This is a genomic window from Motilibacter peucedani (assembly GCF_003634695.1).
GTDB classification, from domain to species: Bacteria; Actinomycetota; Actinomycetes; order Motilibacterales; family Motilibacteraceae; genus Motilibacter; species Motilibacter peucedani.
The window spans coordinates 73,298-96,082 of record NZ_RBWV01000017.1; the positions used below are offsets into that span (position 1 = coordinate 73,298).

At 74.3% G+C, this 22,785-nt stretch carries 21 protein-coding genes and 1 tRNA gene; 9 read left to right on the forward strand and 13 right to left on the reverse strand.

Going from position 1 to position 22,785, the window contains the following annotated elements:
* Positions 1-21: 21 nt before the first annotated feature.
* Positions 22-3,492 (reverse strand): methionine synthase, encoded by a 3,471-nt coding sequence (metH, locus tag CLV35_RS18985; protein ID WP_121195085.1) that lies wholly within the window; start codon positions 3,490-3,492, stop codon positions 22-24.
* Positions 3,493-3,629: 137 nt separating this feature from the next.
* Between metH and CLV35_RS18990 the strand changes: the two genes are divergently transcribed.
* Positions 3,630-4,493 carry a PAC2 family protein gene (locus CLV35_RS18990; RefSeq protein WP_121195086.1) on the forward strand — a complete coding sequence of 288 codons (864 nt, stop codon included), beginning with the start codon at positions 3,630-3,632 and terminating at the stop codon, positions 4,491-4,493.
* Positions 4,494-4,524: 31 nt separating this feature from the next.
* On the opposite strand, the gene mshC is transcribed toward CLV35_RS18990, so the two are convergent.
* The 5 genes from mshC to CLV35_RS19015 form a co-directional block, all read right to left on the reverse strand.
* On the reverse strand, positions 4,525-5,748 hold the full coding sequence (mshC, locus tag CLV35_RS18995) for a cysteine--1-D-myo-inosityl 2-amino-2-deoxy-alpha-D-glucopyranoside ligase (protein ID WP_121195087.1): 1,224 nt from the start codon (positions 5,746-5,748) through the stop codon (positions 4,525-4,527).
* A 65-nt stretch (positions 5,749-5,813) separates the two neighbouring features.
* Complete coding sequence (locus tag CLV35_RS19000) at positions 5,814-6,662, reverse strand: SCO1664 family protein (RefSeq protein ID WP_231122061.1); 849 nt, start codon at positions 6,660-6,662, stop codon at positions 5,814-5,816.
* Between the two features lie 10 nt (positions 6,663-6,672).
* A complete protein-coding gene (locus tag CLV35_RS19005) occupies positions 6,673-7,239 on the reverse strand; it encodes a DUF3090 domain-containing protein (RefSeq protein ID WP_121195088.1) in 567 nt (188 codons plus the stop codon).
* Between the two features lie 23 nt (positions 7,240-7,262).
* Complete coding sequence (locus CLV35_RS19010) at positions 7,263-7,961, reverse strand: histidine phosphatase family protein (RefSeq protein ID WP_121195089.1); 699 nt, start codon at positions 7,959-7,961, stop codon at positions 7,263-7,265.
* The gene (locus CLV35_RS19015) at positions 7,958-8,815 is read right to left on the reverse strand and encodes an undecaprenyl-diphosphate phosphatase (RefSeq protein WP_231122062.1); all 858 of its coding nucleotides are present in this window, start codon (positions 8,813-8,815) and stop codon (positions 7,958-7,960) included. The genes CLV35_RS19010 and CLV35_RS19015 overlap by 4 nt, the downstream gene beginning before the upstream one ends.
* A 175-nt stretch (positions 8,816-8,990) precedes the next feature.
* On the opposite strand from CLV35_RS19015, the gene CLV35_RS19020 reads away from it, so the two are divergent.
* Together CLV35_RS19020 and CLV35_RS19025 are read left to right on the forward strand one after the other, a co-directional pair.
* Entirely contained in the window at positions 8,991-9,926 is a 936-nt protein-coding gene (locus CLV35_RS19020; protein ID WP_121195090.1) for an aldo/keto reductase, read from the forward strand.
* On the forward strand, positions 9,923-11,023 hold the full coding sequence (locus CLV35_RS19025) for a hypothetical protein (protein ID WP_121195091.1): 1,101 nt from the start codon (positions 9,923-9,925) through the stop codon (positions 11,021-11,023). Before CLV35_RS19020 ends, CLV35_RS19025 begins: the two co-directional genes overlap by 4 nt.
* Position 11,024: 1 nt before the next feature.
* On the opposite strand, the gene CLV35_RS19030 is transcribed toward CLV35_RS19025, so the two are convergent.
* Complete coding sequence (locus CLV35_RS19030) at positions 11,025-11,387, reverse strand: primosomal protein (protein ID WP_121195092.1); 363 nt, start codon at positions 11,385-11,387, stop codon at positions 11,025-11,027.
* A gap of 50 nt (positions 11,388-11,437) precedes the next feature.
* Here CLV35_RS19030 and CLV35_RS19765 point away from each other — a divergent pair, with 50 nt between their 5' ends.
* The 3 genes from CLV35_RS19765 to CLV35_RS19040 all read left to right on the forward strand — a co-directional run bounded on the left by CLV35_RS19765 (position 11,438) and on the right by CLV35_RS19040 (position 12,686).
* Positions 11,438-11,623 carry a DUF5703 family protein gene (locus tag CLV35_RS19765; protein ID WP_147432016.1) on the forward strand — a complete coding sequence of 62 codons (186 nt, stop codon included), beginning with the start codon at positions 11,438-11,440 and terminating at the stop codon, positions 11,621-11,623.
* Between the two features lie 83 nt (positions 11,624-11,706).
* The gene (locus CLV35_RS19035) at positions 11,707-12,429 is read left to right on the forward strand and encodes a GAF and ANTAR domain-containing protein (RefSeq protein WP_121195093.1); all 723 of its coding nucleotides are present in this window, start codon (positions 11,707-11,709) and stop codon (positions 12,427-12,429) included.
* A complete protein-coding gene (locus CLV35_RS19040) occupies positions 12,426-12,686 on the forward strand; it encodes a hypothetical protein (protein ID WP_121195094.1) in 261 nt (86 codons plus the stop codon). Before CLV35_RS19035 ends, CLV35_RS19040 begins: the two co-directional genes overlap by 4 nt.
* 40 nt (positions 12,687-12,726) lie before the next feature.
* On the opposite strand, the gene CLV35_RS19045 is transcribed toward CLV35_RS19040, so the two are convergent.
* Positions 12,727-14,058, reverse strand: coding sequence for a M20/M25/M40 family metallo-hydrolase (locus CLV35_RS19045; RefSeq protein WP_121195095.1), 1,332 nt, complete (start codon positions 14,056-14,058; stop codon positions 12,727-12,729).
* Positions 14,059-14,147: 89 nt separating this feature from the next.
* Here CLV35_RS19045 and CLV35_RS19050 point away from each other — a divergent pair.
* Positions 14,148-14,232, forward strand: a tRNA-Leu gene (locus CLV35_RS19050).
* Between the two features lie 85 nt (positions 14,233-14,317).
* Here the strand turns inward: CLV35_RS19050 and CLV35_RS19055 are convergent.
* Positions 14,318-16,033, reverse strand: a complete 1,716-nt coding sequence (locus tag CLV35_RS19055; RefSeq protein ID WP_121195096.1) for a cyclic nucleotide-binding domain-containing protein — start codon at positions 16,031-16,033, stop codon at positions 14,318-14,320.
* A 73-nt stretch (positions 16,034-16,106) separates the two neighbouring features.
* On the opposite strand from CLV35_RS19055, the gene CLV35_RS19060 reads away from it, so the two are divergent.
* A complete protein-coding gene (locus CLV35_RS19060; protein WP_231122063.1) occupies positions 16,107-17,534 on the forward strand; it encodes an MFS transporter in 1,428 nt (475 codons plus the stop codon).
* Positions 17,515-17,961 (forward strand): MarR family winged helix-turn-helix transcriptional regulator, encoded by a 447-nt coding sequence (locus CLV35_RS19065; protein ID WP_231122064.1) that lies wholly within the window; start codon positions 17,515-17,517, stop codon positions 17,959-17,961. Before CLV35_RS19060 ends, CLV35_RS19065 begins: the two co-directional genes overlap by 20 nt.
* On the opposite strand, the gene CLV35_RS19070 is transcribed toward CLV35_RS19065, so the two are convergent.
* From CLV35_RS19070 to CLV35_RS19085, 4 genes are read right to left on the reverse strand one after another with little or no spacing between them, the layout of a single operon-like run.
* Positions 17,894-18,691, reverse strand: a complete 798-nt coding sequence (locus tag CLV35_RS19070; protein ID WP_121195097.1) for an ethanolamine ammonia-lyase light chain EutC — start codon at positions 18,689-18,691, stop codon at positions 17,894-17,896. The genes CLV35_RS19065 and CLV35_RS19070 overlap by 68 nt on opposite strands.
* On the reverse strand, positions 18,688-20,079 hold the full coding sequence (gene eutB, locus CLV35_RS19075; protein WP_121195098.1) for an ethanolamine ammonia-lyase subunit EutB: 1,392 nt from the start codon (positions 20,077-20,079) through the stop codon (positions 18,688-18,690). The genes CLV35_RS19070 and eutB overlap by 4 nt, the downstream gene beginning before the upstream one ends.
* Complete coding sequence (locus tag CLV35_RS19080) at positions 20,076-21,080, reverse strand: acetamidase/formamidase family protein (protein ID WP_121195099.1); 1,005 nt, start codon at positions 21,078-21,080, stop codon at positions 20,076-20,078. Before CLV35_RS19080 ends, eutB begins: the two co-directional genes overlap by 4 nt.
* Before the next feature lie 5 nt (positions 21,081-21,085).
* The gene (locus CLV35_RS19085; protein ID WP_121195100.1) at positions 21,086-22,690 is read right to left on the reverse strand and encodes an APC family permease; all 1,605 of its coding nucleotides are present in this window, start codon (positions 22,688-22,690) and stop codon (positions 21,086-21,088) included.
* Positions 22,691-22,785: the final 95 nt, after the last annotated feature.

The window sequence follows — 22,785 nt, forward strand, 5'->3', positions numbered from 1 at the left end:
AGCGCACGACGGCTTCGGACACTAGACGTTGAAGTACTTCGCTTCGGGGTGGTGGACGATCATCGCGTCGGTCGACTGCTCCGGGTGGAGCTGGAGCTCCTCCGACAGGGAGACGCCGACCCGCTCGGGGTTGAGCAGCGCGACGAGCTTCGCGCGGTCCTCGAGGTCGGGGCAGGCGGGGTAGCCGAAGGAGTAGCGCGAGCCGCGGTAGTCCTGGCCGCGCAGCATCCCCGCCAGGTCGCCGTCCTCGGCGCCGAAGCCGAGCTCCTCGCGCACGCGGGCGTGCCACATCTCCGCCAGCGCCTCGGTGAGCTGCACCGAGAGCCCGTGGATCTCGAGGTAGTCGCGGTAGGAGTTGGCTGCGAACAGCTCGTTGGCGAACTCGCTGACCCGGTTGCCCATGGTCACGACCTGGAAGGCGATGACGTCGGTCTCGCCGGAGTCCTTGGGACGGAAGAAGTCCGACAGGCACAGGTGCCGGTCGCGGCGCTGGCGCGGGAACGTGAAGCGCTGCAGCTCGCCGCCGTCCTCGCCGGCCACGACCAGGTCGTCGCCCTCGCTCCACGCCCGGAAGTAGCCGTAGACGACCGCGGCCTCGAGCAGCGACTCCGACCGGATGCGGTCGAGCCACATGCGCAGCCGCGGGCGCGCCTCGGTCTCGACGAGCTCCTCGTAGGACGGCCCGTCGCCCTTGGTCGACTTGAGGCCCCACTGGCCCATGAACGTCGCCCGCTCGTCGAGGAACGCGGCGTAGTCGGCCAGCGCGATGCCCTTGACGACACGGGTGCCCCAGAACGGCGGCTCGGGGACGCGGTTGTCGAGCGCCACGTCGGAGCGGGCCGGCATGTCCTCCGGCTCGGTCAGCGTGATGGTCGCGCCGCGCACCTTGCGCTTGCGCAGCTCGGGGAGCTGGGCGCCAGGGACGCCACGCTTGACCCCGATCATCGCGTCCATGAGGCGCAGGCCCTCGAACGCGTCACGGGCGTAGCGCACCTGGCCGGCGTAGATCTCGGCGAGGTCCTCCTCGACGTAGGCGCGGGTCAGCGCCGCGCCGCCCAGGATGACCGGGAAGCGCGTGGCGATGCCGCGGGCGTTGAGCTCCTCGAGGTTCTCGCGCATGATCACGGTCGACTTCACGAGCAGGCCGGACATGCCGATCACGTCGGCGTCGTGCTCCTCGGCGGCCTCGAGGATCGCCGACACCGGCTGCTTGATGCCGATGTTGACGACGTCATAGCCGTTGTTGGACAGGATGATGTCGACGAGGTTCTTGCCGATGTCGTGGACGTCGCCCTTGACCGTGGCGAGCACGATCTTGCCCTTGCCGCCGTCGTCGGACTTCTCCATGTGCGGCTCGAGCCAGGCGACCGCGGCCTTCATGACCTCGGCGCTCTGGAGCACGAACGGCAGCTGCATCTGCCCGGAGCCGAACAGCTCGCCGACGACCTTCATGCCGCCGAGCAGGTGGTCGTTGACGACCTGCAGCGCGGTGAAGCCCGAGTCGAGCGCCTGCTGGAGGTCGGCCTCGAGCCCGTTGCGCTCGCCGTCGATGATGCGGCGGGCCAGGCGCTCCTCGAGCGGCAGGGCCGCCAGCTCCTCGGCGCGGGTGGCGCGCACGGACGCGGCGTCGACGCCCTCGAACAGGTCGAGGAAGCGCTCGAGCGGGTCGTAGCCCTCGCGCCGGCGGTCGTAGACCATGTCGAGCGCGACCTCGCGCTGCTCCTCGGGGATGCGCGCCGTCGGCACGATCTTGGCCGCGTGCACGATCGCCGAGTCGAGGCCGGCCTCGACGCACTCGTGGAGGAAGACCGAGTTGAGCACGATGCGGGCGGCCGGGTTGAGGCCGAAGGAGACGTTCGAGAGCCCCAGCGTGGTCTGCACCGACGGGTAGCGGCGCTTGACCTCCCGGATGGCCTCGATCGTCTCGAGCGCGTCGCGCCGGGTCTCCTCCTGGCCAGTGGCGATGGGGAAGGTGAGGCAGTCGACGATGATGTCCTCGACGCGCATCCCCCACTCGCCGGTCAGGTCGTCGATGAGGCGGGAGGCGATGCGTACCTTGGCCTCCGCGGTGCGCGCCTGGCCCTCCTCGTCGATGGTCAGCGCGACGACGGCGGCGCCGTGCTCCTTGACCAGCGGCATGATGCGCCGGAAGCGCGAGGTCGGGCCGTCGCCGTCCTCGAAGTTGACCGAGTTGACGACCGGGCGCCCGCCGAGCAGCTCGAGCCCGGCCTCGAGGACCGCGGGCTCGGTGGAGTCGAGCACGAGCGGCAGGGTCGAGGCGGTGGCGAACCGGCTCACGACCTGGCGGATGTCGTCGACGCCGTCGCGGCCGACGTAGTCGATGCAGACGTCGAGCAGGTGAGCACCGTCGCGGGTCTGGTCGCGCGCGATCTCGACGCAGTCGTCGTAGCGCCCGGCGAGCATGACCTCGCGGAACGCCTTGCTGCCGTTGGCGTTCGTGCGCTCGCCGATGGACAGGTAGGACGCGTCCTGCTTGAACGGCACGGCGGTGTAGAGGCTGGCGACGCCGGGCTCGCGCTGCGGGGTGCGCTCGGCGACCGCACGGCCGCGTACGCGCTCGACCACCGCACGAAGGTGCTCGGGGGTGGTGCCGCAGCAGCCGCCGACGAGCGAGAGGCCGTAGTCGCGGGTGAACGCGTCGTGGGCGTCGGCGAGCTCGCCGGGGGTGAGCGGGTAGGACGCGCCGTCGGAGGTCAGCTGCGGCAGGCCCGCGTTGGGCATGCAGGAGAGAGCGATGCCCGCGTGGCGCGCGAGGTGGCGGAGGTGCTCGCTCATCTCGGCCGGGCCGGTGGCGCAGTTGAGGCCGATGCCGTCGACGCCCAGCGGCTCGATCGCCGTGAGAGCCGCGCCGATCTCGGAGCCGAGCAGCATCGTGCCCGTCGTCTCGACGGTCACCTGCGCGAAGAGCAGCACGTCGCGGTCGCTGTTGGCGATGGCGCGCTTGGCACCGACGACGGCCGCCTTGACCTGGAGCAGGTCCTGCGCGGTCTCGACCAGGACCAGGTCGGCGCCGCCGGCGATGAGCCCGGCCGCGTTGGCCTCGTAGGCGTCGCGCAGCGCCCGGTAGGTGGTGTGGCCGAGCGTCGGCAGCTTGGTGCCGGGCCCGATCGAGCCGATGACCCAGCGCGGGTGGTCAGGTGTGGACCACGCGTCGGCCGCCTCGCGGGCGATGCGGGCGCCGGCCTCGGACAGCTCGTAGACGCGGTGCGGGATGTCGTACTCGCCCAGGGCGCTGAGGTTGGCGCCGAAGGTGTTGGTCTCGATGCAGTCGACCCCGACGGCGAGGTAGGCGTCGTGCACCGAGCGCACGATGTCGGGACGCGTGACGTTGAGGACCTCGTTGCAGCCCTCGAGGCCCTCGAAGTCGTCGAGGGTCGGGTCCTGGGCCTGCAGCATCGTGCCCATCGCCCCGTCGGCCACGACGACGCGCTGGGACAGCGCCTCCCGCAACGACGAGGGGGTTCGGGACACGGGCACCTCCGGGTGGAGCGGGCAGGCCAGCAGGCGCGCCACGGGGTGGCGCGTGGGGCCCAGCCTACGCGGCGGGCGCGAGCGTAGGCTGTGCTGACCCGGTGTCGCGCCCGCCGACCCGGACCGAGGAGTTGCGCGTGATCGAGCTCGAAGGCGTCCCCGAGCTGGTGGACCCTGTGCTCATCGCGGCCTTCGAGGGCTGGAACGACGCAGGCGAGGCGGCGACCGGAGCGGTCGAGCACCTCGAGCGCGTCTGGGACGCCTCCCCCGTCGCGGCCATCGACCCCGACGACTACTACGACTTCCAGGTCAACCGCCCGATGGTCTCCATCGACGACGACGGCACCCGCCACGTCACGTGGCCCACGACGCGGCTCTCGTGGGCCCGGCTGCCGGGCACCGGCCGCGACGTCGTCCTGGTGCGCGGCATCGAGCCCAACATGCGCTGGCGCGCGTTCACCGCCGAGGTGCTCGCCCTCGCCTCCGACCTCGGCGTCGAGATGGTCGTCACCCTCGGCGCGCTGCTGGCCGACGCGCCCCACACCCGGCCCATCCCGGTCACCGGCTCGGCGACCGACGCGGGGCTGGCGCGCCAGCTCGGCGTGGAGGTCTCCACCTACGAGGGCCCGACCGGCATCGTCGGCGTGCTGCAGGACGCGGCCGGCCGCGTCGGCATGCCCGCGGTGTCGCTGTGGGCCGCGGTCCCCCACTACGTCGCCCAGCCGCCGTCGCCCAAGGCGACCCTCGCGCTCCTGCGCGGCGTCGAGGACCTGCTCGACCTGAGCATCCCGCTCGGCGAGCTGCCCGAGGACGCCCGCGCCTGGGAGCACGGGGTCGACGAGCTGGCGGCCGAGGACTCCGAGGTCGCCGACTACGTCCGCGGGCTCGAGGAGGCCAAGGACACCGCCGAGCTGCCCGAGGCGAGCGGCGAGGCCATCGCCAAGGAGTTCGAGCGCTACCTGCGCCGCCGCGGCGACGGGCCGCCCACCGCGCACGGCTGACGGGCGCGGCGGCGACGGGCCCCTCGACCGGCTAGAGGCGTACGCCGAGCAGCGCGTCGACCGTGCGCGCGACCAGGCCGGCGGCGCCCGGCACGTCGCCCTCGCCGCGCAGCGCCGCCTCGGCCCACGCGTCGACGGCGCCGAGGGCGCGCGGGGAGTCGAGGTCGTCGGCCATCGCGCGGCGCACCTGCTCGAGCACCGGCTCGGGCGCCGGGCCCTCGTTCATGGCGAGCGCGTCGCGCCAGGTGCGCAGGCGCTGCTCGGCCTGCTCGAGCCCGGCCGGCGTCCACTCCCAGTCGGAGCGGTAGTGGTGGGCCAGCAGCGCCAGCCGGACGGCGGCGGGGTCGCGCCCCTCGGCGCGCAGCCTCGAGACGAGCACGAGGTTGCCGCGCGACTTGGACATCTTGGCCCCGTCGTAGCCCACCATCCCGGCGTGCGAGTAGGCGCGCGCGAAGGGCGATCCGAGCGCGTGGGAGTGCGCCGCGCTCATCTCGTGGTGGGGGAAGACCAGGTCGCTGCCGCCGCCCTGCAGGTCGAAGCCGGCGCCGAGCGCGTCGAGGGCGATGACCGTGCACTCGATGTGCCAGCCGGGGCGCCCGCGCCCGACGGGCGAGTCCCACGCCGGCTCGCCGGGCCGCTCGGCGCGCCACAGCAGCGGGTCGAGCGGGTTGCGCTTGCCCGGGCGCTCGGGGTCGCCGCCGCGCTCGGCCGACAGGGCCACCGCCTCGGCGTCGGACAAGTGCGAGACCGACCCGAACTCCGGGTCGCTCTTGACGTCGAAGTAGACGTCGCCGTCGTCCAGGGCGTAGGCGGTGCCGGCCTCGAGCAGCCGGGCCACGGCGGCCGCGACGGCCGGCACGACGTCGGTCACCGCGACGTAGGCGTCCGGCGGGATCACGCCGAGCGCGGCCATGTCCTCGCGGAACAGCGCCACCTCGCTCGCCGCGAGCTCGCGCCAGTCGACGCCCGTGGCGGCGGCGCGCTCGAGCAGCGGGTCGTCGACGTCGGTGACGTTCTGGGCGTAGCGCACGGTCGAGCCGGCGTCGCGCCAGACGCGCTGGACGAGGTCGAAGGCGACGTAGGTCGCCGCGTGGCCCATGTGCGTCGCGTCGTAGGGCGTGATGCCGCAGACGTAGAGGCTGCTGCGCTCCCCGCCTCCGACGGCGACGGGGGCACCGGTCGCGGAGTCGTGGAGCACCAGGCCGTAGCCGGTGCCGGGGAGTTCGGGGACCGCGGGGGCCGGCCAGGCGAGCACCGCGCAAGCCTAGTTCGCCGCTGCCGGGCGCCCGACCGCGCCCGGTCCCAGAACCCCTCGGACGCCTAGAACGCCGGCCAGGGGATCGCCGGCCACCCCTCCGAGGGCAGCGGCATGCTGCCGGCACGGAGCAGGCGGCGTACGCGTCGGGTCGTGACCGCGACCTCGGCGCGGGTCAGGTGCCCGGCCATCGCGGCGCCGAGGGAGCCGCCGAGGGCGGCCTCGACGCGGGTGAGCGCCTCGACGTCCTCCGGGCGCAGTCGGCGGGCCGCCCAGCCCCACAGCACCGTGCGCAGCTTCTCCTCGACGTTGAAGCTGATGCCGTGGTCGACGCCGTGCACCGGATCGTCGGGCGCCGGCCCGACCGGCAGGATGTGGCCGCCCTTGCGGTCGGCGTTGTTGACCACGACGTCGAAGACGGCCATCGAGCGCAGCCGCGGGTCGTCGGCGTGGGCGAGCACCACCTGCTCGCCCTCGTTGCCGCGGGCGTCGAGGACGGCGCACCAGCCCCGTGGCATCGCCGGGCGCGGGAGGATGTCGACGAGCTCGACGGTGTCGTCGGTGTCGACCCAGAGCTGCACCATGCCCGGGCCGAACGGCCCGTCGCGGTGGACGGTGGGCGGCACGACGCCCCAGCCGCCCGCCTCCGAGACGAGGTAGGCGGCGACCTCCCGGCCGGCCAGCGTGCCGTCGGGGAAGTCCCACAGCGGGCGCTCGCCGGCAACCGGCTTGTAGATGCACGACGAGCTGACGCCCGCGTGGGAGATGCGGGCGAACAGCGTCGCGTTGGACGCGTCGACCATGCGGCCCTCGACCTCGATGGTGCCGTGGCGAAGCAGCTCGAGCGCGTCGGCGGTCTCGAGGCGGACGCCGTCGCCGGCGCCGCCCCCGCTGCCCTGGCTGCTCTGGCTCACGCGACCAGTGTCATCTCCGGTAGCCGTTCGCGCGCGGGCAGATGTGCCCGCCCGGGTCGAGCGGCAGCCCGCAGAAGGGGCACGCCGGCCGGCCCGAGGCCACCAGCGCCTTGGCCCGCTTGGCGAACGCGCGCCCGGCCGCACCGGACATCCGCACGCGGAGCAGGTCGGGACCCTCGGGGGAGTCGTCGTCGGAGAGCGGCTCCTCGGCGGCCTCGTCGTCCTCGACCAGCGCCTGCGCCTCGACGACCAGCTGCTCGGTGTCGGCGTCCCAGGCCAGGGCCATCGTCCCGACGCGGAACTCCTCGGTGACGGGGAGCTCGAGCGGGCCGTCGTCGTCGAGGTCGGCCGGGGCGACCGCGGGCACGGCGGCCGTGCCGGCCGTGCGCCGGACGACCTCGTCGAGGAGGTCCTCGACCCGGTCGGCGAGCGCGGCCACCTGCCCCTTCTCCAGCGCCACCGTGGTGGTGCGGCCGAAGGCGGTGGCCTGCAGGTAGAACGCGCGGGCCCCGGGCTCGCCGATGGTCCCGGCGACGAAGCGCTCGGGCGGGTCGTACTCGAACAGCTGTCGTGGCACCAGGAGAGCCTATCCGCGGGCCGTCAGGCGGGTCCGGACCCGCCGCCGACGACGGCGTCGGCGCTGCTCGCGGCCGACCGCCGGCTGCGCCTCTTGCGCGCCGGAGGAGCGAGCCACGACAGGTCGGGCCCGGCGTCGTTCATGCGCAAGACGAACGGGCGGGTCGAGGTGTAGCGCACGACCGAGACCGAGCACGGGTCGACGACGATGCGCTGGAAGGCGTCGAGGTGCATGCCCAGCGCGTCGGCCAGCACCGCCTTGATGACGTCACCGTGCGACACGGCCAGCCAGACCGCGTCGTCGGGCAGCGCGGCGCCGGTCTCGCGCACGGCCGTGACCGCACGGGTCTGCACCTCGAGCAGCGACTCCCCGCCGGGGAAGCGCATGCCGCTCGGGTGGTCCTGGACGACCTTCCACAGCGGGTCCTTGGCGAGGACCTTGAGCTCCTTGCCGGTCCAGTCGCCGTAGCCGCACTCCCCCAGGCGGGCGTCGTCGCGGCGGGGCACCTCGCGCCCGGCGAGCAGCGCGTCGGCGGTCTCCTGGCAGCGCTGCAGCGGGCTGACGACCGCGGCGGCGAGGGGTACGCCGGCGAGCCGCGCGCCCGTCGCGACCGCCTGCGCGCGCCCGGTGTCGTCGAGGCCCACGCCCTCGCTCCACCCGGCGAGCACGCCGGAGGCGTTGGCCGTCGTACGCCCGTGCCGGACCAGGACCACGGTGCTCACGTCGCGTCGATCCAGCCGGCCGCGACCGACACCAGCACGACCACGCCGACGACCACCCGGTAGGGCACGAACTTCGCGATGCTGTTGGAGGCCACGAAGCGCAGCAGCCAGGCGACCGCGGCGTAGCCGACGGCGAAGGACACCACCGTCCCGATGAGCAGGTTGCCGGCGCCGATCTGCGTAGCGTCGGCGGCGGGGTGGAGCGCCTTGGGCAGCTCGAGCACGCCCGCGGCGAGCAGGATCGGGATGGCCAGGAAGAACGAGAGCCGGGTCGCGGCGACGCGGTCGACGCCCAGCCACAGCGCCGTCGAGATCGTCGCGCCCGAGCGGGAGACGCCGGGGAAGAGCACCGCCAGCACCTGGGAGAGGCCGACGACCACGCCGTCGCGCAGGGTCAGCTGCGCCTCGCCGCGCTCCTGGCGCCCGTGCTTCTCGGCCCACCACATCGCACCGGACCAGATGACCAGCGAGGCGCCGACGATGTAGAGGCTGCGCAGCGGGCCCTCGACCAGCTTCTGCGCGGCCAGGCCGATGATGCCGGCCGGGATGGTGCCCGCCACGACGTACATCGCCAGCCGGAAGTCGAGCGAGCGCCGCTCCTCGGGGTCGCGGATCCCGCGCACGACGGCCGTGACCATGCGAATGATCTCGGCGCGGAAGAACAGGATGACGGCGAGGATGGCGCCGACCTGGATGACGGCGGTGAACGCGGTCACGCCGTCGTCGTCGACCTTCAGCCCGAGCAGGCTCTCGACGATGGTGAGGTGGCCGGTCGAGGACACGGGCAGGAACTCGGTGAGCCCCTCGACCACCCCCAGCACGGCGGCCTGCAGGGCGTTCATCGAGTCGGTCATGCGGTCTCCTGGCGAAGGGGTCACGGACGGGTCGGCGGGCGGGCGCACTGCCCGACCGTCATTGACCCGGCACCGCCTCGACCGGGGCGAAGACTACCGGGCCGGACCTGACATCGACCTGAACCGCGCGCGCCGCGTCAGGCAGGTCCCCCGCCCGCCGCTAGGCTCGCGACCCGTGGAGATCCGGCAGGTGGGACGCAGCGGGCTGCGGGTCTCGAGGCTCGGCCTCGGCACCTCGACGTGGGGCCGCGAGGTCGACGAGCTCGACGCCTCCGACCTGCTGCGCGCCTTCCGCGACGGCGGCGGCACCCTGCTGCAGACCTCCCCCGACGACGGCGCCGGCGCGGCCGAGTCGGTCGTGGGTGCGCTGCTCGCCGGCGCGCACGCCGGCGCCGACCTGGTGCTCGCCTCCCGCTCGTCGGCCGCGGCCGGGCGCTCGCGCCGCGGCCTGCTCCGCGGGCTCGACGCCTCGCTCGCCCGGCTCGGCACCGGCGCTGTCGACCTCTGGCTGCTGCACGGCTGGAGCGACGACGTGCCCGTCGACGAGGCGCTCTCGGCGGCCGACGCCGCTGTGAGCAGCGGGCGCGCCGCCTACGTCGGGCTCTCCGGCACCACCGGGTGGCAGGCCGCGCGGGCGGCCACGCTGCAGGAGGCGCTGCACCGCACACCGCTGGTGGCGGCCGAGGCGGAGTGGTCGCTGGTGGCCCGACGGGCCGAGCAGGAGCTGGTGCCGGCCAGCACGTCGCTCGGGCTCGGCGTCCTCGCCGGTGCTCCGCTGGGCCGCGGCGTGCTCACGGGCAAGTACCGCCACGGCATCCCGTCGGACTCGCGGGCCGCGTCGTCGGGCTCGGGCCCCGAGCTCGAGTCGCTGCTGCACGGCCGCGCGCGCTCGGTCACCGACGCGGTCGCGACCGCCGCCGACGGCCTCGGCACCACCCCGCTCGCGGTGTCGCTCGGCTGGCTGCTCGCCCGCCCGGGCCTCAGCGCCGGGGTCGTCGGCGCGCGCACACCGGCCCAGCTGCGTACCTCCCTGGCCGCCGAAGCGGCCCCCGAGCTGCCGCCCGCCATCGTCTCGGCGCTCGACGACGTGTCGGCCGCGCCGCGCGCGTGAGCGAGGGGCTGCTGGGCGACGCGTGGTCCGCGGCGCTGCTGGCACCGGGGGGTACGCCGGGGCGCGCCGCCGCTGCGGGCCCGCCGCCGCCCGACGGCGTGCGGGCGGCCGCCCTCGCGTGCTGGCTGCTGTCGCGGGCTGCTCGCGACGGGTCGACCTGGCTGCCGGCCGAGGTGCTCGTCCGCGCGCTCGGGGCGCTGGAGGTCGGCGACCCGGCCGCCGGGCTGCGCGGGGCGCTCGACGCGGGCGCCGTCGCACTGCTCGACGACGGCGTGCTGGCGCTGCCCGGCCTGGCGCTGCTCGAGCAGGACGCCGCCGAGGAGGTCGAGCGGCTGCTGGTCACCGAGGGCAGCGTGCGCGTCGTGGTCGGGCCGCGCGGCGAGGCGCGCGACGCGGCCGTCGCCGCCCTGCCGGGCGAGCCCGACCTCGTGCTCGACGACGCCGAGCGGCTGGACCTCGCGTCGTTCGCCGAGCAGCTCGCCGAGGTGCCCGAGGGCGGCTCGGTCGTGGTGGCCGGCGACCCCGACCTGCCCGCCGCGACGCCGGGGGCGGTCCTGCGCGACCTGGCCGCGAGCGCGTCGCTGGAGGTGGTGCGGGTCGACGCGCCGCCGGCGGACGCCTCGGCGCTCGAGCAGCTGCGCGCGGCGGTGCGGGCCGGCGTCCTGCCGCCGCCGGAAGCGCTGGCCACCCCGGAGCGCAGCGTGGTCGTGGTGCCGGTCGACACCGACGAGCGGGCTGCGGCGCGCGCTGCCCAGCTGATGGAGGCCTCGATCCCCCGGGCGTTCGGCGTGGCGGCCGGCGAGGTGCTCGTGCTCTCGCCGCTGGTCCGCGGCGCGGCGGGCGTGCGGGCCCTGGGTGCCGCGACCCCCGCCCGGGTGGAGCCGGCGGCCGGCTGGGGCGAGGACGCCGAGGCCGTGGTGCTGGTGCTGCCGCCCTCGGCGGCCGGCGCCGTCCGCCGTGACCTGGTGCTCGGCGCCCTGCACCGCGCCCGCCGGCACGTCTCGCTGGTCACCGGGCTCGGTGCCGCGCTCCCCGCGGCGGTGGCGCTGCCGGCCCGGCCACGGCGTACGCGGCTGGGCCGTCTGCTCGAGGAGTGAGCTAGCGGCGCCCGTCGCCCAGGTCGCTGACCTCGACGTCCTCGTCGCCCTCGTCGTCGTCCTCGTCCAGCTCGTCGTCGAGCTCGTCCTCGTCGTCGTCCTCGTCGTCGTCGAACTCGTCGTCCTCGACGACCTCGAACGGGACGACCTCGTCGTAGACGTCGTAGAGCGTGTCCTCGTAGTCGAGGAAGGCGGTGCGCAGCTCGCCGAAGGCCTCGGCGACGCGGGGGTCGGCCTCGCCCGAGCGGGTCTCGACCGTGCGCAGGTGCCGGTCGAAGGCGGTCACGAAGGCCCGGGCAGCGGTGCGGACGTCCTCCTCGGTGGGGTCGGGGAGGTGCGAGCCAGGGGCGTCGGGTGCGGGCACAGCCGGAACGCTACCGCTCCGGGGCCCTGCGCCGCCCCTACAGTGGTCGGGTGCGTGAGTGGGAGACCCGGACCTTGTCGATGCCGCGGGGCACGACCCGCGGTGACGCGCGCCGCTTCCTGACCGAGCAGGCGGAGTACGGCCACTGGGAGCTGGCGCGGCTGCGGCTCTACCCCGACGGCCGCCGCTGGGTCGAGCTGCGCCGTCGGGTCATCCGCGTCACCCGCACCGCCTGACGCAACCCCCAGGACCGCGATGAGGGAGGCGGGGGGTCGGGGCAGGGGGCGTCGCGGACGGCGCTGCGGGGAACATCCAGGGGATGAGCGAGCCGATGGCGGTGCCCTCCGAGCTGGTCGCCGTCTTCGCGCGCATGAACGGGCTGCTCATCAGCTCCGAGACCGTCGACACCGCGCTGCGGCTGGTGACGGTGCTGGCCCTCGAGGCGGTGCCGGGCGCGTCGGGCGTCGGCATCACGCTCGTCGACCGCGACGGCACCCGCCAGACCGCGGCGGCGACCGGCCCCGACGTCGAGCGGGCTGACGAGCTGCAGTACGACCTGGACGAGGGCCCCTGCCTGGCCGCCTACCGCAGCCGCACGATGGTGCGCGTCGACGACACGGCGACCGACCGACGTTGGCCGCGCTGGGCGGCCCGCGCGCAGGACATCGGTTTCGGGTCGGCGCTCAGCACCCCGCTCGTCGCCGGCGACGTGGTGGTCGGCGTGATCAAGGTCTACGCGGCGGAGCCCGGCGCGCTCGGCGACCGCGCCGCGTACCTGCTCGGGCTCTTCAGCGTGCAGGCGGCGCTGCTGCTCGCCAACGTGCAGGCCTACGACGCGTCGGAGCGGCTGTCCGAGGGCTTGAAGGACGCGCTGCGCGCCCGCGAGCTCGGCGCGCTCGCCCGGGGCATCCTCATGTCCTCGAGAGGGCTCGACGAGGCGGGGGCCTTCGCCGAGCTGGTGTCGATGGCCAACCAGGAGCACCGCCCCGTCGAGAGCGTGGCCCGCGCTCTGGTCGAGTCGACCGCCCGGCGCGAGCGGTGAGCGAGCCCGAGGACCGCGCGGAGCTGCAGCGCCGCGCGCTCGCCGCCGCGCTCGCCCGCAAGGCGGTGACGCTCTCGTCGGTGTGGCTGCGCTACTTCTCGCTGGGCGGCGAGGCCGACGAGCTCGAGGTCGAGGGATGGCTCCAGGGGTTGGTCCAGCTCCCGGCCATGCAGCGCGACATGCTCGCGCAGGCCGTCAACGAGCGCCTCGACGAGCTGGCCGAGGCGCTGCGGGTGCCCTCGTCCCGCGAGCCCTAGCGGCGGCTCGCGACGGCCGTCGAGACGGACGGCCGTCCCCTCAGAGGCTGTCGAGCAGGCGGTCGAGCACGCGTACGCCGAACTGCAGGCCGTCGACCGGCACCCGCTCGTCGACGCCGTGGAACATGCCGCTGAAGTCGAGGTCGGCGGGCATCCGCAGCGGGGCGAAGCCGTAGCCGGTGATGCCCAGCGGCGTGAAGGACTTGGTGTCGGTGCCGCCGGAGAGGCAGTAGGGGACGACGCGGGCGCCGGGGTCCTCGGCGAGCAGCGCGGCCTCCATCTTCTCCCAGAGCGCGCCGCCGGGGTCGACCTCGACGGCGATGTCGTGGGCGACGAACTCGCGCGTGACGTTCGGGCCGAGCAGCTCGTCGACGGTGGCGAAGAACTCGTCCTCGTAGCCGGGGAGGAAGCGGCCGTCGACCTGCGCGAAGGCCTCCTGCGGGATGACGTTGGCCTTGTAGCCGGCCTGGAGCACGGTCGGGTTGGTGGTGTTGCGCAGCGTCGCGCCGACGATGCGCGCGAGCGCGCCGAGCTCGGTGAGCAGTGCGCTCGGGTCGTCGGGGTCGAAGGCGACGCCGGTCTCCTCGCTGACGGCCTCGAGGAACAGCCGCACGGTCTTGGTCATGCGCAGCGGCCACTGGTACTGGCCCAGGCGGGTCACCGCGGCGCACAGCTCGGTGACGGCGTTGTCGGTGGCGACCATGGAGCCGTGGCCCGCCCGCCCGGCCGCGCGCAGGCGCATCCAGGCCAGGCCCTTCTCGGCGGTCTCGATCGCGTAGAACCGCTTGCCGCCGGCGTGGACGGAGAAGCCGCCGACCTCGCTGATCGCCTCGGTGCAGCCCTCCAGCAGGTCGGCGTGGTGGTCGGCGACGAAGTGGGCGCCCTTGTGGCCGCTGGCCTCCTCGTCGGCGAGGAACGCGACGACGACCGGCCGCGCGGGCCGGCGGCCCTCGCGCAGCCGGGCGCGCAGCACGGCCAGGATCATCGCGTCCATGTCCTTCATGTCGACGGCGCCACGGCCCCAGACGCAGCCGTCCTGCACCTCCCCGGAGAACGGGTCGACCTGCCAGTCCTCCGCGCGCGCCGGCACCACGTCGAGGTGGCCGTGCAGCAGCAGGGCGTCGGTGCGACTCGGGTCGGAGCCCTCGATGCGCGCGACGACGCTGGCGCGGCCGGGCTCGCTCTCCACCATCACCGGGTCGAGCCCCACCTCGGCGAGCAGCTCGGCGACCCGCTCGGCGGCCACCCGCTCCCCCGGCCCCGAACCGTCGCCGTAGTTGGAGGTGTCGATGCGGATGAGCTCCGAGCACAGCTCGACGACCTCGTCCTCGGGGTCGACTCGGGTGCTCGACGGGCTCGCCTCGGTGCTCATGGGCGCCATCCTGCCAGGGCGGGTGCCGAGCCCTGCTATCGTCTACGTCTGCCGCAAGGCCGTCACTCCGGTGCCGGGTCGAGCGGCATGTCCGGGTGGCGGAATGGCAGACGCGCTAGCTTGAGGTGCTAGTGCCCTTTATCGGGCGTGGGGGTTCAAGTCCCCCCTCGGACACACCTCGTGCACCACAGCTCCTCGCAGGATCCCCCAGGCCCTGCGCGACTCCCGTCGCGCGGGGCCTCGTGCGTCGCAGGCCCTGCTACGCCCGCTCGTCGCCCTGCCGGGCCGCGGGCGCGGCCCGGTCGAGCCGGGCGTCCACGACGGCGTCCCAGGTGGCCAGCACTGCGGGAGAGGCCATCGCCGCCAGGAAGTCCTCGCGCTCCAGCGCCTGCAGCACCACGTCGCTGCGAGCGACGACGCTCGCCGTGCGCGGCACGTCGCGGAGCAGCGCGATCTCCCCGAACGCGTCGCCGGGTCCCAGGCGCCCGACCTCCGCACCGTCGACCAGCACCGACAGGGTGCCGGCCTCGACGACCCAGTAGGAGCTGCCGGCCTCGCCCTGGCGGACCACGACCTCGCCCTCTCCGGCGTCCTGGCGTCGCAGCCGCAGCGCGAGCCGTTCCAGCTCGGGTCCCGGCAGGAGCTCGAACGCCGGGAGCGCGCGCAGCAGCGCCACCCCACCGGCCGGGCCGCCCAGCGTGCGGTCGAGGCGGTGCAGGCCGGGCAGGACGACCAGGACGAGCAGGCACACCGGCAGTGCCAGCGCGACCAGGGCCCACCGCGTGCCTGCGGCGTCGGCGACGGGAGCCGCCACGGCGGCACCGGCGCACGATGCGAGCACCGACAGGGTCTGACGCAGCGCGAAGGCGTTGCCCAGCAAGGGGTCGGGCACACCGCGCTGCAGCAGCGTGATGCTCGCGACGTCGAAGACCGCGTTGCCGGCGCCGACCGCGGCGAGCAGGACCAGCGCGGCCGGCAGGTCCGGCGCGCCGCTGACCAGGACGAGGGGCACGGCCCACAGCGACAGGCCCGCCGCCACGAGCATGCCGAGCCGTGACGACCCGGCCAGCGCGAACATGCAGAGCGAGGCGAGCAGCCCGCCGACCCCGAACGCCGAGGTCAGCAGTCCCACAGCGGCGTCGCCCCCGCCGAGGGTGTCCGACACCGGCGCGTAGAGTACCCGCAGCGCGCCGGACAGCGCAGCCTGCGGCAGGAGCAGCCCGAGCACCAGACGGGGAACCGGGAGCCGGAGCAGGAGGAGCAGCGACGGGCGGGGACCGTCGCGGGACCCCTCGAACGGCGGGAGGGGGTCTGCGGGACGGCCGGCGGACAGCCGGAGCACCAGCATCCGGCCCGAGCCGAGCAGGAGCAGGCCAGCTGCGGCGACGAAGGCGGCGACCGGGCCGGCGAGCGCGATGCAGGCGGCCGCGACCACCGGTCCGAGCAGCACGCCCAGCCCGTCGACCGCCGTGCACATCACGTTGGCAGCGGTGAGCTGCCGCAGCCCGCGGGTGACGCGGGGAAGGACCGCCAGCTGGGCCGTCCGGAAGCTGCGGGCCGCCACGGTCATGACGAGCCCGCAGCCCACGAGCGCCGGGAGCGAACCGACGGACGCCGCACTCGCGCCGGCGGCGAGCGCACCCGCCGCCGCGGCCACCGCCATGAGCGAGTAGGGCGTGGCCCGCCGCATCCACAGGGCGATCAGCGGCCCGGTCACGACGCTGGGCAGGGCGCGCAGCACCACGGCGAGGGCGACACCGCCTGCGCCGGCCTGCCGGTACGCCGCGACCGTCAGCGCGACGGTCGCGAGGGACACCGACGCGGTGACCGCCGCCCAGGCGAGCTGGATCGCGGCGAGCTCGGGCGCCGCCGCCGTCGTGCGCACCGCCGCCCAGCAGGCGGTTCCGGCCGTCCGCGCGGCGGTCCGGGCCCCGCTGCGGCTCTCCGGCACCGCTCCGCCCCGGCGCTCCGTCATAGCGGGCGACGATAGGGGCTCCTGTGCCGAGCCGGTGCTTGCCATCCGACCGTTGTAGTCGCACAATGGTGGTGTGACTACAACGGATGACCGGCGCTGGCTGGTGCTCGGCGTCTGCTGCATGAGCCTGCTGCTGGTGAGCCTCGACGTGACGATCGTCAACGTCGCGCTGCCCGCCGTCAGCCGCGACTTCCACGCACCACTCAGTGGCCTGCAGTGGATCGTCGACGCCTACACGCTCGTGCTGGCGATGCTGCTGATGCTCTCGGGCTCGCTCGGCGACCGCCTCGGCAGGAAGCGGGTCTTCCGCACGGGGCTCGTCCTCTTCACCGCGGGGTCGCTGCTCTGCAGCCTGGCGCCGGCGCTCTGGGCACTGGTGCTGTTCCGCATGGTGCAGGCGGTGGGCGGCTCGATGCTGAACCCGGTGGCCATGGCGATCCTCGTCAACACCTTCCGCGACCCGCGCGAGCGCGCTCGCGCCATCGGCGTCTGGGGCGGTGTCGTCGGGGTCAGCATGGCGCTCGGCCCGCTGGTCGGCGGAGCGCTCGTCGACTCGCTCGGGTGGCGCGCGGTCTTCTGGGTCAACGTGCCCATCGGCATCCTCGCCCTCGTGCTGACGAACCTGGTCGTCCCGGAGTCGCGCGCCGCACGCGCCCGGGCCCTGGACCCGACGGGCCAGGCCCTGGTCGTCGTGTTCCTGGGGTCGTTGACCTACGCGATCATCGAGGCGCCCGAGCGCGGGTGGACCTCACCGGGCAGCCTCGGGCTCTACGCCGTCGCGGCAGCCGCACTGGTCGCGCTGCTGGTCGTCGAGCTGCGCCTGAGCGAACCCTTGCTGGAGCTGCGGTTCTTCCGCTCGGTGCCGTTCACCGCGGCGACGGTCACCGCGGTCGCGGCGTTCGCCGTCCTCGGCACCTTCCTGTTCGTCAACACCCTCTACCTGCAGCAGGTACGCGGCTGCTCCCCCGTCGAGGCCGGCCTCCGCACGCTGCCCATGGCGCTGGTCGCCGGGGTCTGCGCCCCGCTCTCCGGGCGGCTGGTCGCGAGCCGCGGCCCACGCGTACCCCTCGTGCTCGCCGGCGTCGCGACCGTCGCGGGATCGGCGCTGCTGCTGCGGCTCTCGCCGCAGACCTCGACAGGCCACTTGCTGCTGGCGTACGCACTGGTGGGCCTCGGCTTCGGGCTCGTGAACGCGCCGATCACCAACACCGCCACCTCGGGGATGCCGCGCTCGCAGGCCGGCGTGGCCGCGGCGGTCGCCTCGACCAGTCGGCAGGTGGGGGCGTCGCTCGGCGTCGCGGTCAGCGGGTCGCTCGTGGCGGGCACGTCGGGCGCGGCCTTCGCGCGGGCGAGCCACGCCGTCTGGGGCGTCACCGCCGGCTGCGGAGTCGTGGTCGCGGTGCTGGGCGTGCTGGCCACCGGACCGGGCGCGCTGCGCACTGCCGCCCGCGTCAGCGCCGGTTTCGAGGAGGAGGGGTCGCGTGAGCTCGCCGACGCCTGAGCAGGTGTGGGCCCAGCTGCAGGGGTTCGTCGAGGCGTACGCGGCGCGCCGCCAGCTCCGCGAGCACCTCGGGCTCGCGCTGGGCACCGGGCGTGGCCGGATCAAGCTGCTCATGCTGCTCGAGGACGGCCCGCGGGCCCACAGCGAGCTGGCCGAGGCGCTCCAGGTGGACCGGCCCTACACCACGGTCATCGTCAACTCGCTGGAGGCGCTCGGCCTCGTCGAGCGGACGGCCGACCCGGCCGACCGCCGGCGCAAGCTCGTCGCCCTCACCGACAAGGGCACCGAGACCCTGGCCGAGGCACGGGCGGTCATCGGCGCCGCGCCTCCCCCGCTGCAGCAGCTGACCGCGACCGAGCTCACCGAGCTGGCCGCCCTGCTGACGAGGTTGGACCCCCCTGCAGACCGGGCCGCCGCTCAGGGCTGAGCCGCGAGGCGACGGCGGCCAGGACGGCTTCCGCGGCCCGGTGCGCGGGGAGGCCCTGCCGGTGGCCCGCGCTGATGCCGGAGAGCACCACCCGGTCGGCGTCGGTCTGCCCGGGCCCGGGACGCCAGGCGACGTAGGCGGACAGGCTCTCGGCGTAGGCGAGACCTGGCCGCTCCCCCACCAGCAGCACCGCCGCGCGCGGGCGCAGCACCTCGCCCACGTCGTTGAGCACGCCCACCCGGCACCTGCGCACCAGGACCGGCAGACCCACCGACCAGCCGGCGTCACGCGCAGCGGCCAGCAGCGCCGGCAGGACGACGGGCACGTGCACCGCCACGGCCGCGGCCGACAGCCCGTCGCCCACGACCACCTGCAGGTCGACGTCGGCGGGGCACCGGTCGCGGACCAGCCCGCGGTCGTCCTCGTCGAGCAGGCGCCCGAGGTCGGGACGGCGAAGGTGCTCCTGCAGCGTGCGGGCGCGCGAGGAGACCACGAGCGCGCCGACGTCGCGCAGGGCTGCGGCCAGCGGCCCGTCCTCGAGGTCGAGCGGCGCGGTGACGGCGTCCCGAGCGGCGGCGTGGTCGGCGCGGAGGGTGAGCAGCGTACGCGTGGAGTAGGACGTGCCGGCCCGGCCGACGAGCAGCCTCGCCGGCGTGACACCGGCGACCCGGGCGCGCACCGCGGCCAACGACTCCAGCTCGCGCGCCCCGAAGAGCTCGTCGCCCGTCATGCGGTCAGCTCCGCCAGCACGCGTCCGGGCGCGCCCCCGGGGAGGGCGGACGCGGACGTGTCGACGAGCGCACCGCCCCTCCACAGCCCTGCTGCCTCCAGCCACTCCACGAGCTCACGCCCCGGGCGGAGCCCGAGGACGCGGCGCGCCGTGGCGACGTCGTGGTAGCTGGTGGACTGGTAGTGGAGCATGACGTCGTCGCTGGCGGGGACGCCCATCACGAACGTGCAGCCCGCCGACGCCAGCAGCAGCAGCAGGTCGTCGTTGCTGTCCTGGTCGGCGTCGACGTGGTTGGTGTAGCAGATGTCGCACCCCATGGGCAGGCCCATGAGCTTGCCGACGAAGTGGTCCTCGAGCCCCGCGCGGGTGATCTGCCTGGCATCGGCGAGGTACTCCGGGCCGATGAAGCCGACGACCGAGTTGACCAGGAAGGGGTCGAAGAGCCGCGCGACGGCCTGTGCGCGCGCCTCGCAGACGAGCTGGTCGGTGCCCGCGTGCGCCTCTGCGGAGAGCGCACTGCCCTGCCCGGTCTCGAAGTAGGTGACGTGCTCGCCCGCGTAGCCGCGGCCGCGGTGCGACTCGAGCGCCGCCTCCCGCCCCTCCGCCAGCAGCGCCAGGTCGATGCCGAAGCTCGCGTTGGCCGCGGTGGTCCCGGCGACCGACTGGAAGAGCAGGTCCACCGGCGCGCCCCGCTCGAGGGCCGCCAGCTGCGTCGTGACATGGGCCAGGACGCAGGTCTGGGTCGGCAGGGCCAGGCGGTCCACGAAGGCGGCCAGGCCGTGCAGGACCGCGGCGCAGGAGTCCACGGAGTCGGTCGCCGGGTTGACGCCGATGAGGGCGTCGCCGCAGCCGAGCAGCAGGCCGTCGAGCGCGGAGAGGAGGATGCCGCGTACGTCGTCGGCCGGGTGGTTCGGCTGCACCCGGCAGCCGAGCACCCCCGGCTCGCCCATGGTCGTGCGGCACGTGGTGATCACCCGCAACGGGTGGGCGGCGGCGACCAGGTCGAGGTTGCTCATCAGCTTCGCCGTCGCGGCAGCCACTTCTGGCGTGATCGCGCCCGCGAGCCGTGGCCAGTCCTGCGCGAAGGACGGGTGCAGCACCAGCTCACGCAGCTCGCCGACCGTGAGGGAGGCGATCTCGGCGAAGGCGTCGCTGTCGTGGGCGGCGAGCAGCGCCTCGGTGGTGCTGTCGTCGATGACCGGGTCGGCGACGATGTCGCCGAGCCGCACGTCGGCCAGCGCTGTCTTGGCCGCCACCCGCTCGCGCCGGCTGCCGGCGGCGATGCCCGCGAGCTGGTCGCCGGACTTCTCCTCGTTGGCCTTGGCGAGCAGCTCGCGCAGGTCGGCGAAGCGGAAGGTCTCACCGCGTACGCTCGCGGACCACGTCATGCCCGGCCCCCGAGCGCCTGAAGCCGCTCGTGCGCGCCGCCCATCACGCTGACCGCGCCCAGCACCGACTTCGGCACCTTCGCGACGACCGAGTAGTCGGTGTCGACGACGTTGGCAACGGGCGTCAGCGCGGTCTGCGACACCAGCTGGTAGGCGTCGAGCAACGAGAGGCCCGTCAGCTCGGCCACCCAGGCGACCAGCTCGGCGTGCGCGATGCGGAACGCGTCCTCGAGCGGACGCGCTGAGCCGACGACCATGATGTGGGTGTCGTCCTCCAGCCGCGGCCACGCCGGCCCGACGCCCTTGACGAGGTCGACGGCCACGACGGTGTCCATGGCGCACTCGACGGCGACCCCGCAGGTCTCGCCCTCGCCCTGCCTCGCGTGGCCGTCGCCGAGGCTCAGCATCGCCCCGGGGACGTTGACGCCCAGGTAGCACGTGGTGCCGGCCCGCATCTCCGGCGTGTCCATGTTGCCTCCCCAGGACCCGGGGGTCAGCGACGACCGGACCTCACCGAGGGGCGGGGCGACTCCCACGGTCCCGTGCATCGGGTCCAGCGGTAGGTCGGCCGTGAAGGGCGAGTCGAGCGCCGCGTAGCGGACGACGCCGCCCGGGACGTCGATCTCGTAGACCCATGTCCGCTCCTGGAGCGCCGGCTGCAGCGTCATCGTGCGCCCGGTCGAGGTCAGCGCCCCGAAGAACGGCACGGTGCTGCTCACCCCGCGGGCGTAGCGCGGGGTGATGGAGGCGAAGTGGACCGCCACGGCATCGCCCGGCTCGGCTCCCTCCACCCAGAAGGGCCCTGTCTGAGGGTTGAGGTAGCGCGGGTCGACCCGCTGGCTGGCCAGGTGGTCCACGGAGGTGACCCGGCCGCCGAAGCAGTCGAGCGTCCAGGTGTCCAGCAGGCTGCCCGGCGCGAGCGTGGCGACCGGGGCCGCCCCGCCGAACGTGTAGACCTGTCCGGCGGGGTCGGCCTCGGGGTCGGGCTCCCAGCGCAGCACGCCGCTCAGACCGCGACCCGGTCGGAGAGGTGTGCCGGTGTCTCGTGCTCCATGACGGTGCGACCGATGCGGTCGTAGCTGGCGCGGTCGCGCGACCGGATGACGAGCGCGCAGACCAGACCGAGCAGGAACACCCCGACCACGAGGTAGGGCGTGGCCTTGAACACCGGACTGCCGGATGCGGCACCCGCCGCGAAGTCCAGGTTCTGGAAGAGCAGGAAGACCACGTAGCCCATGGCGACAGCGCCCACGAGCGGGCAGAGGAGCGTGCGCCACCACGACGCGGTCTCCGGGTGCTCCTTCTTGACGTGGAAGTACCAGATGACCGACACCGAGCAGATGCCCTGCACGATCATGATGGCCATCGTCCCGAGGATCGCCATCAGCCCGTAGAGGTGGATGTAGGCGACGTCCGGCGCGGCCTTGGTCGGGTGCTGCAGCCAGAAGAAGCCGAGCGTGATGGCGAGCGTGACGACGCTCTGCACGACAGAGGCGATGTGCGGCGACCCGTGGGTGGGGTGCGTCGAGCCGAGCGTGCGGGCGAGGCCGGCGCTGTGGCCCTCGCGCGCCAACGCGTACAGGTAGCGGGAGGCGGCGTTGTGGAACGCCAGTGCGCAGGCGAAGGAGCCGGTGACGGTCAGCACCTTGTAGACGTCGAGGGACGCCGAGCCGAGCAGCGCCTTGGTGGGCTCGAAGAACAGGTCGAACGCGTTGCCGGTGGAGCCGCGCGAGACGTCCACCGACTTGGCCGACCCGTTGGCAGCGAGGACCATCCACGACACGAACGTGTAGAACAGCCCGAGCCCGATGACGGCCATGAGGGTGGCGCGAGGCACGATCTTCCTCGGGTTGCGCGACTCCTCGCCGTAGACCGCGGTGGTCTCGAAGCCCACCCAGGACCAGAAGGCGAAGAAGAGCCCGAGCCCGGCCGTGCCGACGATCGCGCCGTCTGCACTGGTGGGCGCGGAGGAGAAGGCCTTCGCCGGGTTGATGGCGCTGGGCAGGAAGCCGTCCGGGCCGCCACCGTCGAAGAGGATGCGCACGGCGAGGATCGCCAGCAGCGCCACCTCCGTGACGAGGAAGACACCGAGCACGATGCCCGAAAGGCTGATGTCGAAGTAGCCGAGGGCGGCGATCACCACGATGCACGCCAGGGCGTAGGCGATCCAGCTGATCGACGGGCCGTCGAAGGCCTCGACCGTGGTCTTGGCGAAGGAGGAGAAGATGCCGACCAGGGAGGCCTCGAAGACCACGTAGGCCATGGTGGCGAGGAATCCCGACGCCATTCCCCATGCCTGTCCGAGGCCGTGGGAGATGAACCCGTAGAACGCGCCGGTGGCCGTGATGTGCTTGGCCATCGCGACGTAGCCGACGGAGAAGACGGTGAGCACGACGGTGGCGAAGAAGAAGCCCGCGGGCGCCCCGACACCGTTGCCGTAGCCCACCGCGATGGGCAGGTTGCCGGTCATCGCCGTGATGGGCGCCGCGTTGGCGAGCGCCATGAACAGGACGCCCACGAGCCCGACGGCTCCGGGCTTGAGGCGCTGGACACCCTCGCGCTGCGCCGGCAGGGCCGGCGTGGCGGACGAGGTCTGGGTCTGCGCGGTCATCCGGCAGCCCTCCCTTCCGGTATGCGGTGGCTGCGATGCTGACGGGCGCGGGAGGCTGCCACAAGGCCGACGAGCAAGCCTTTTCACGCCTTTTA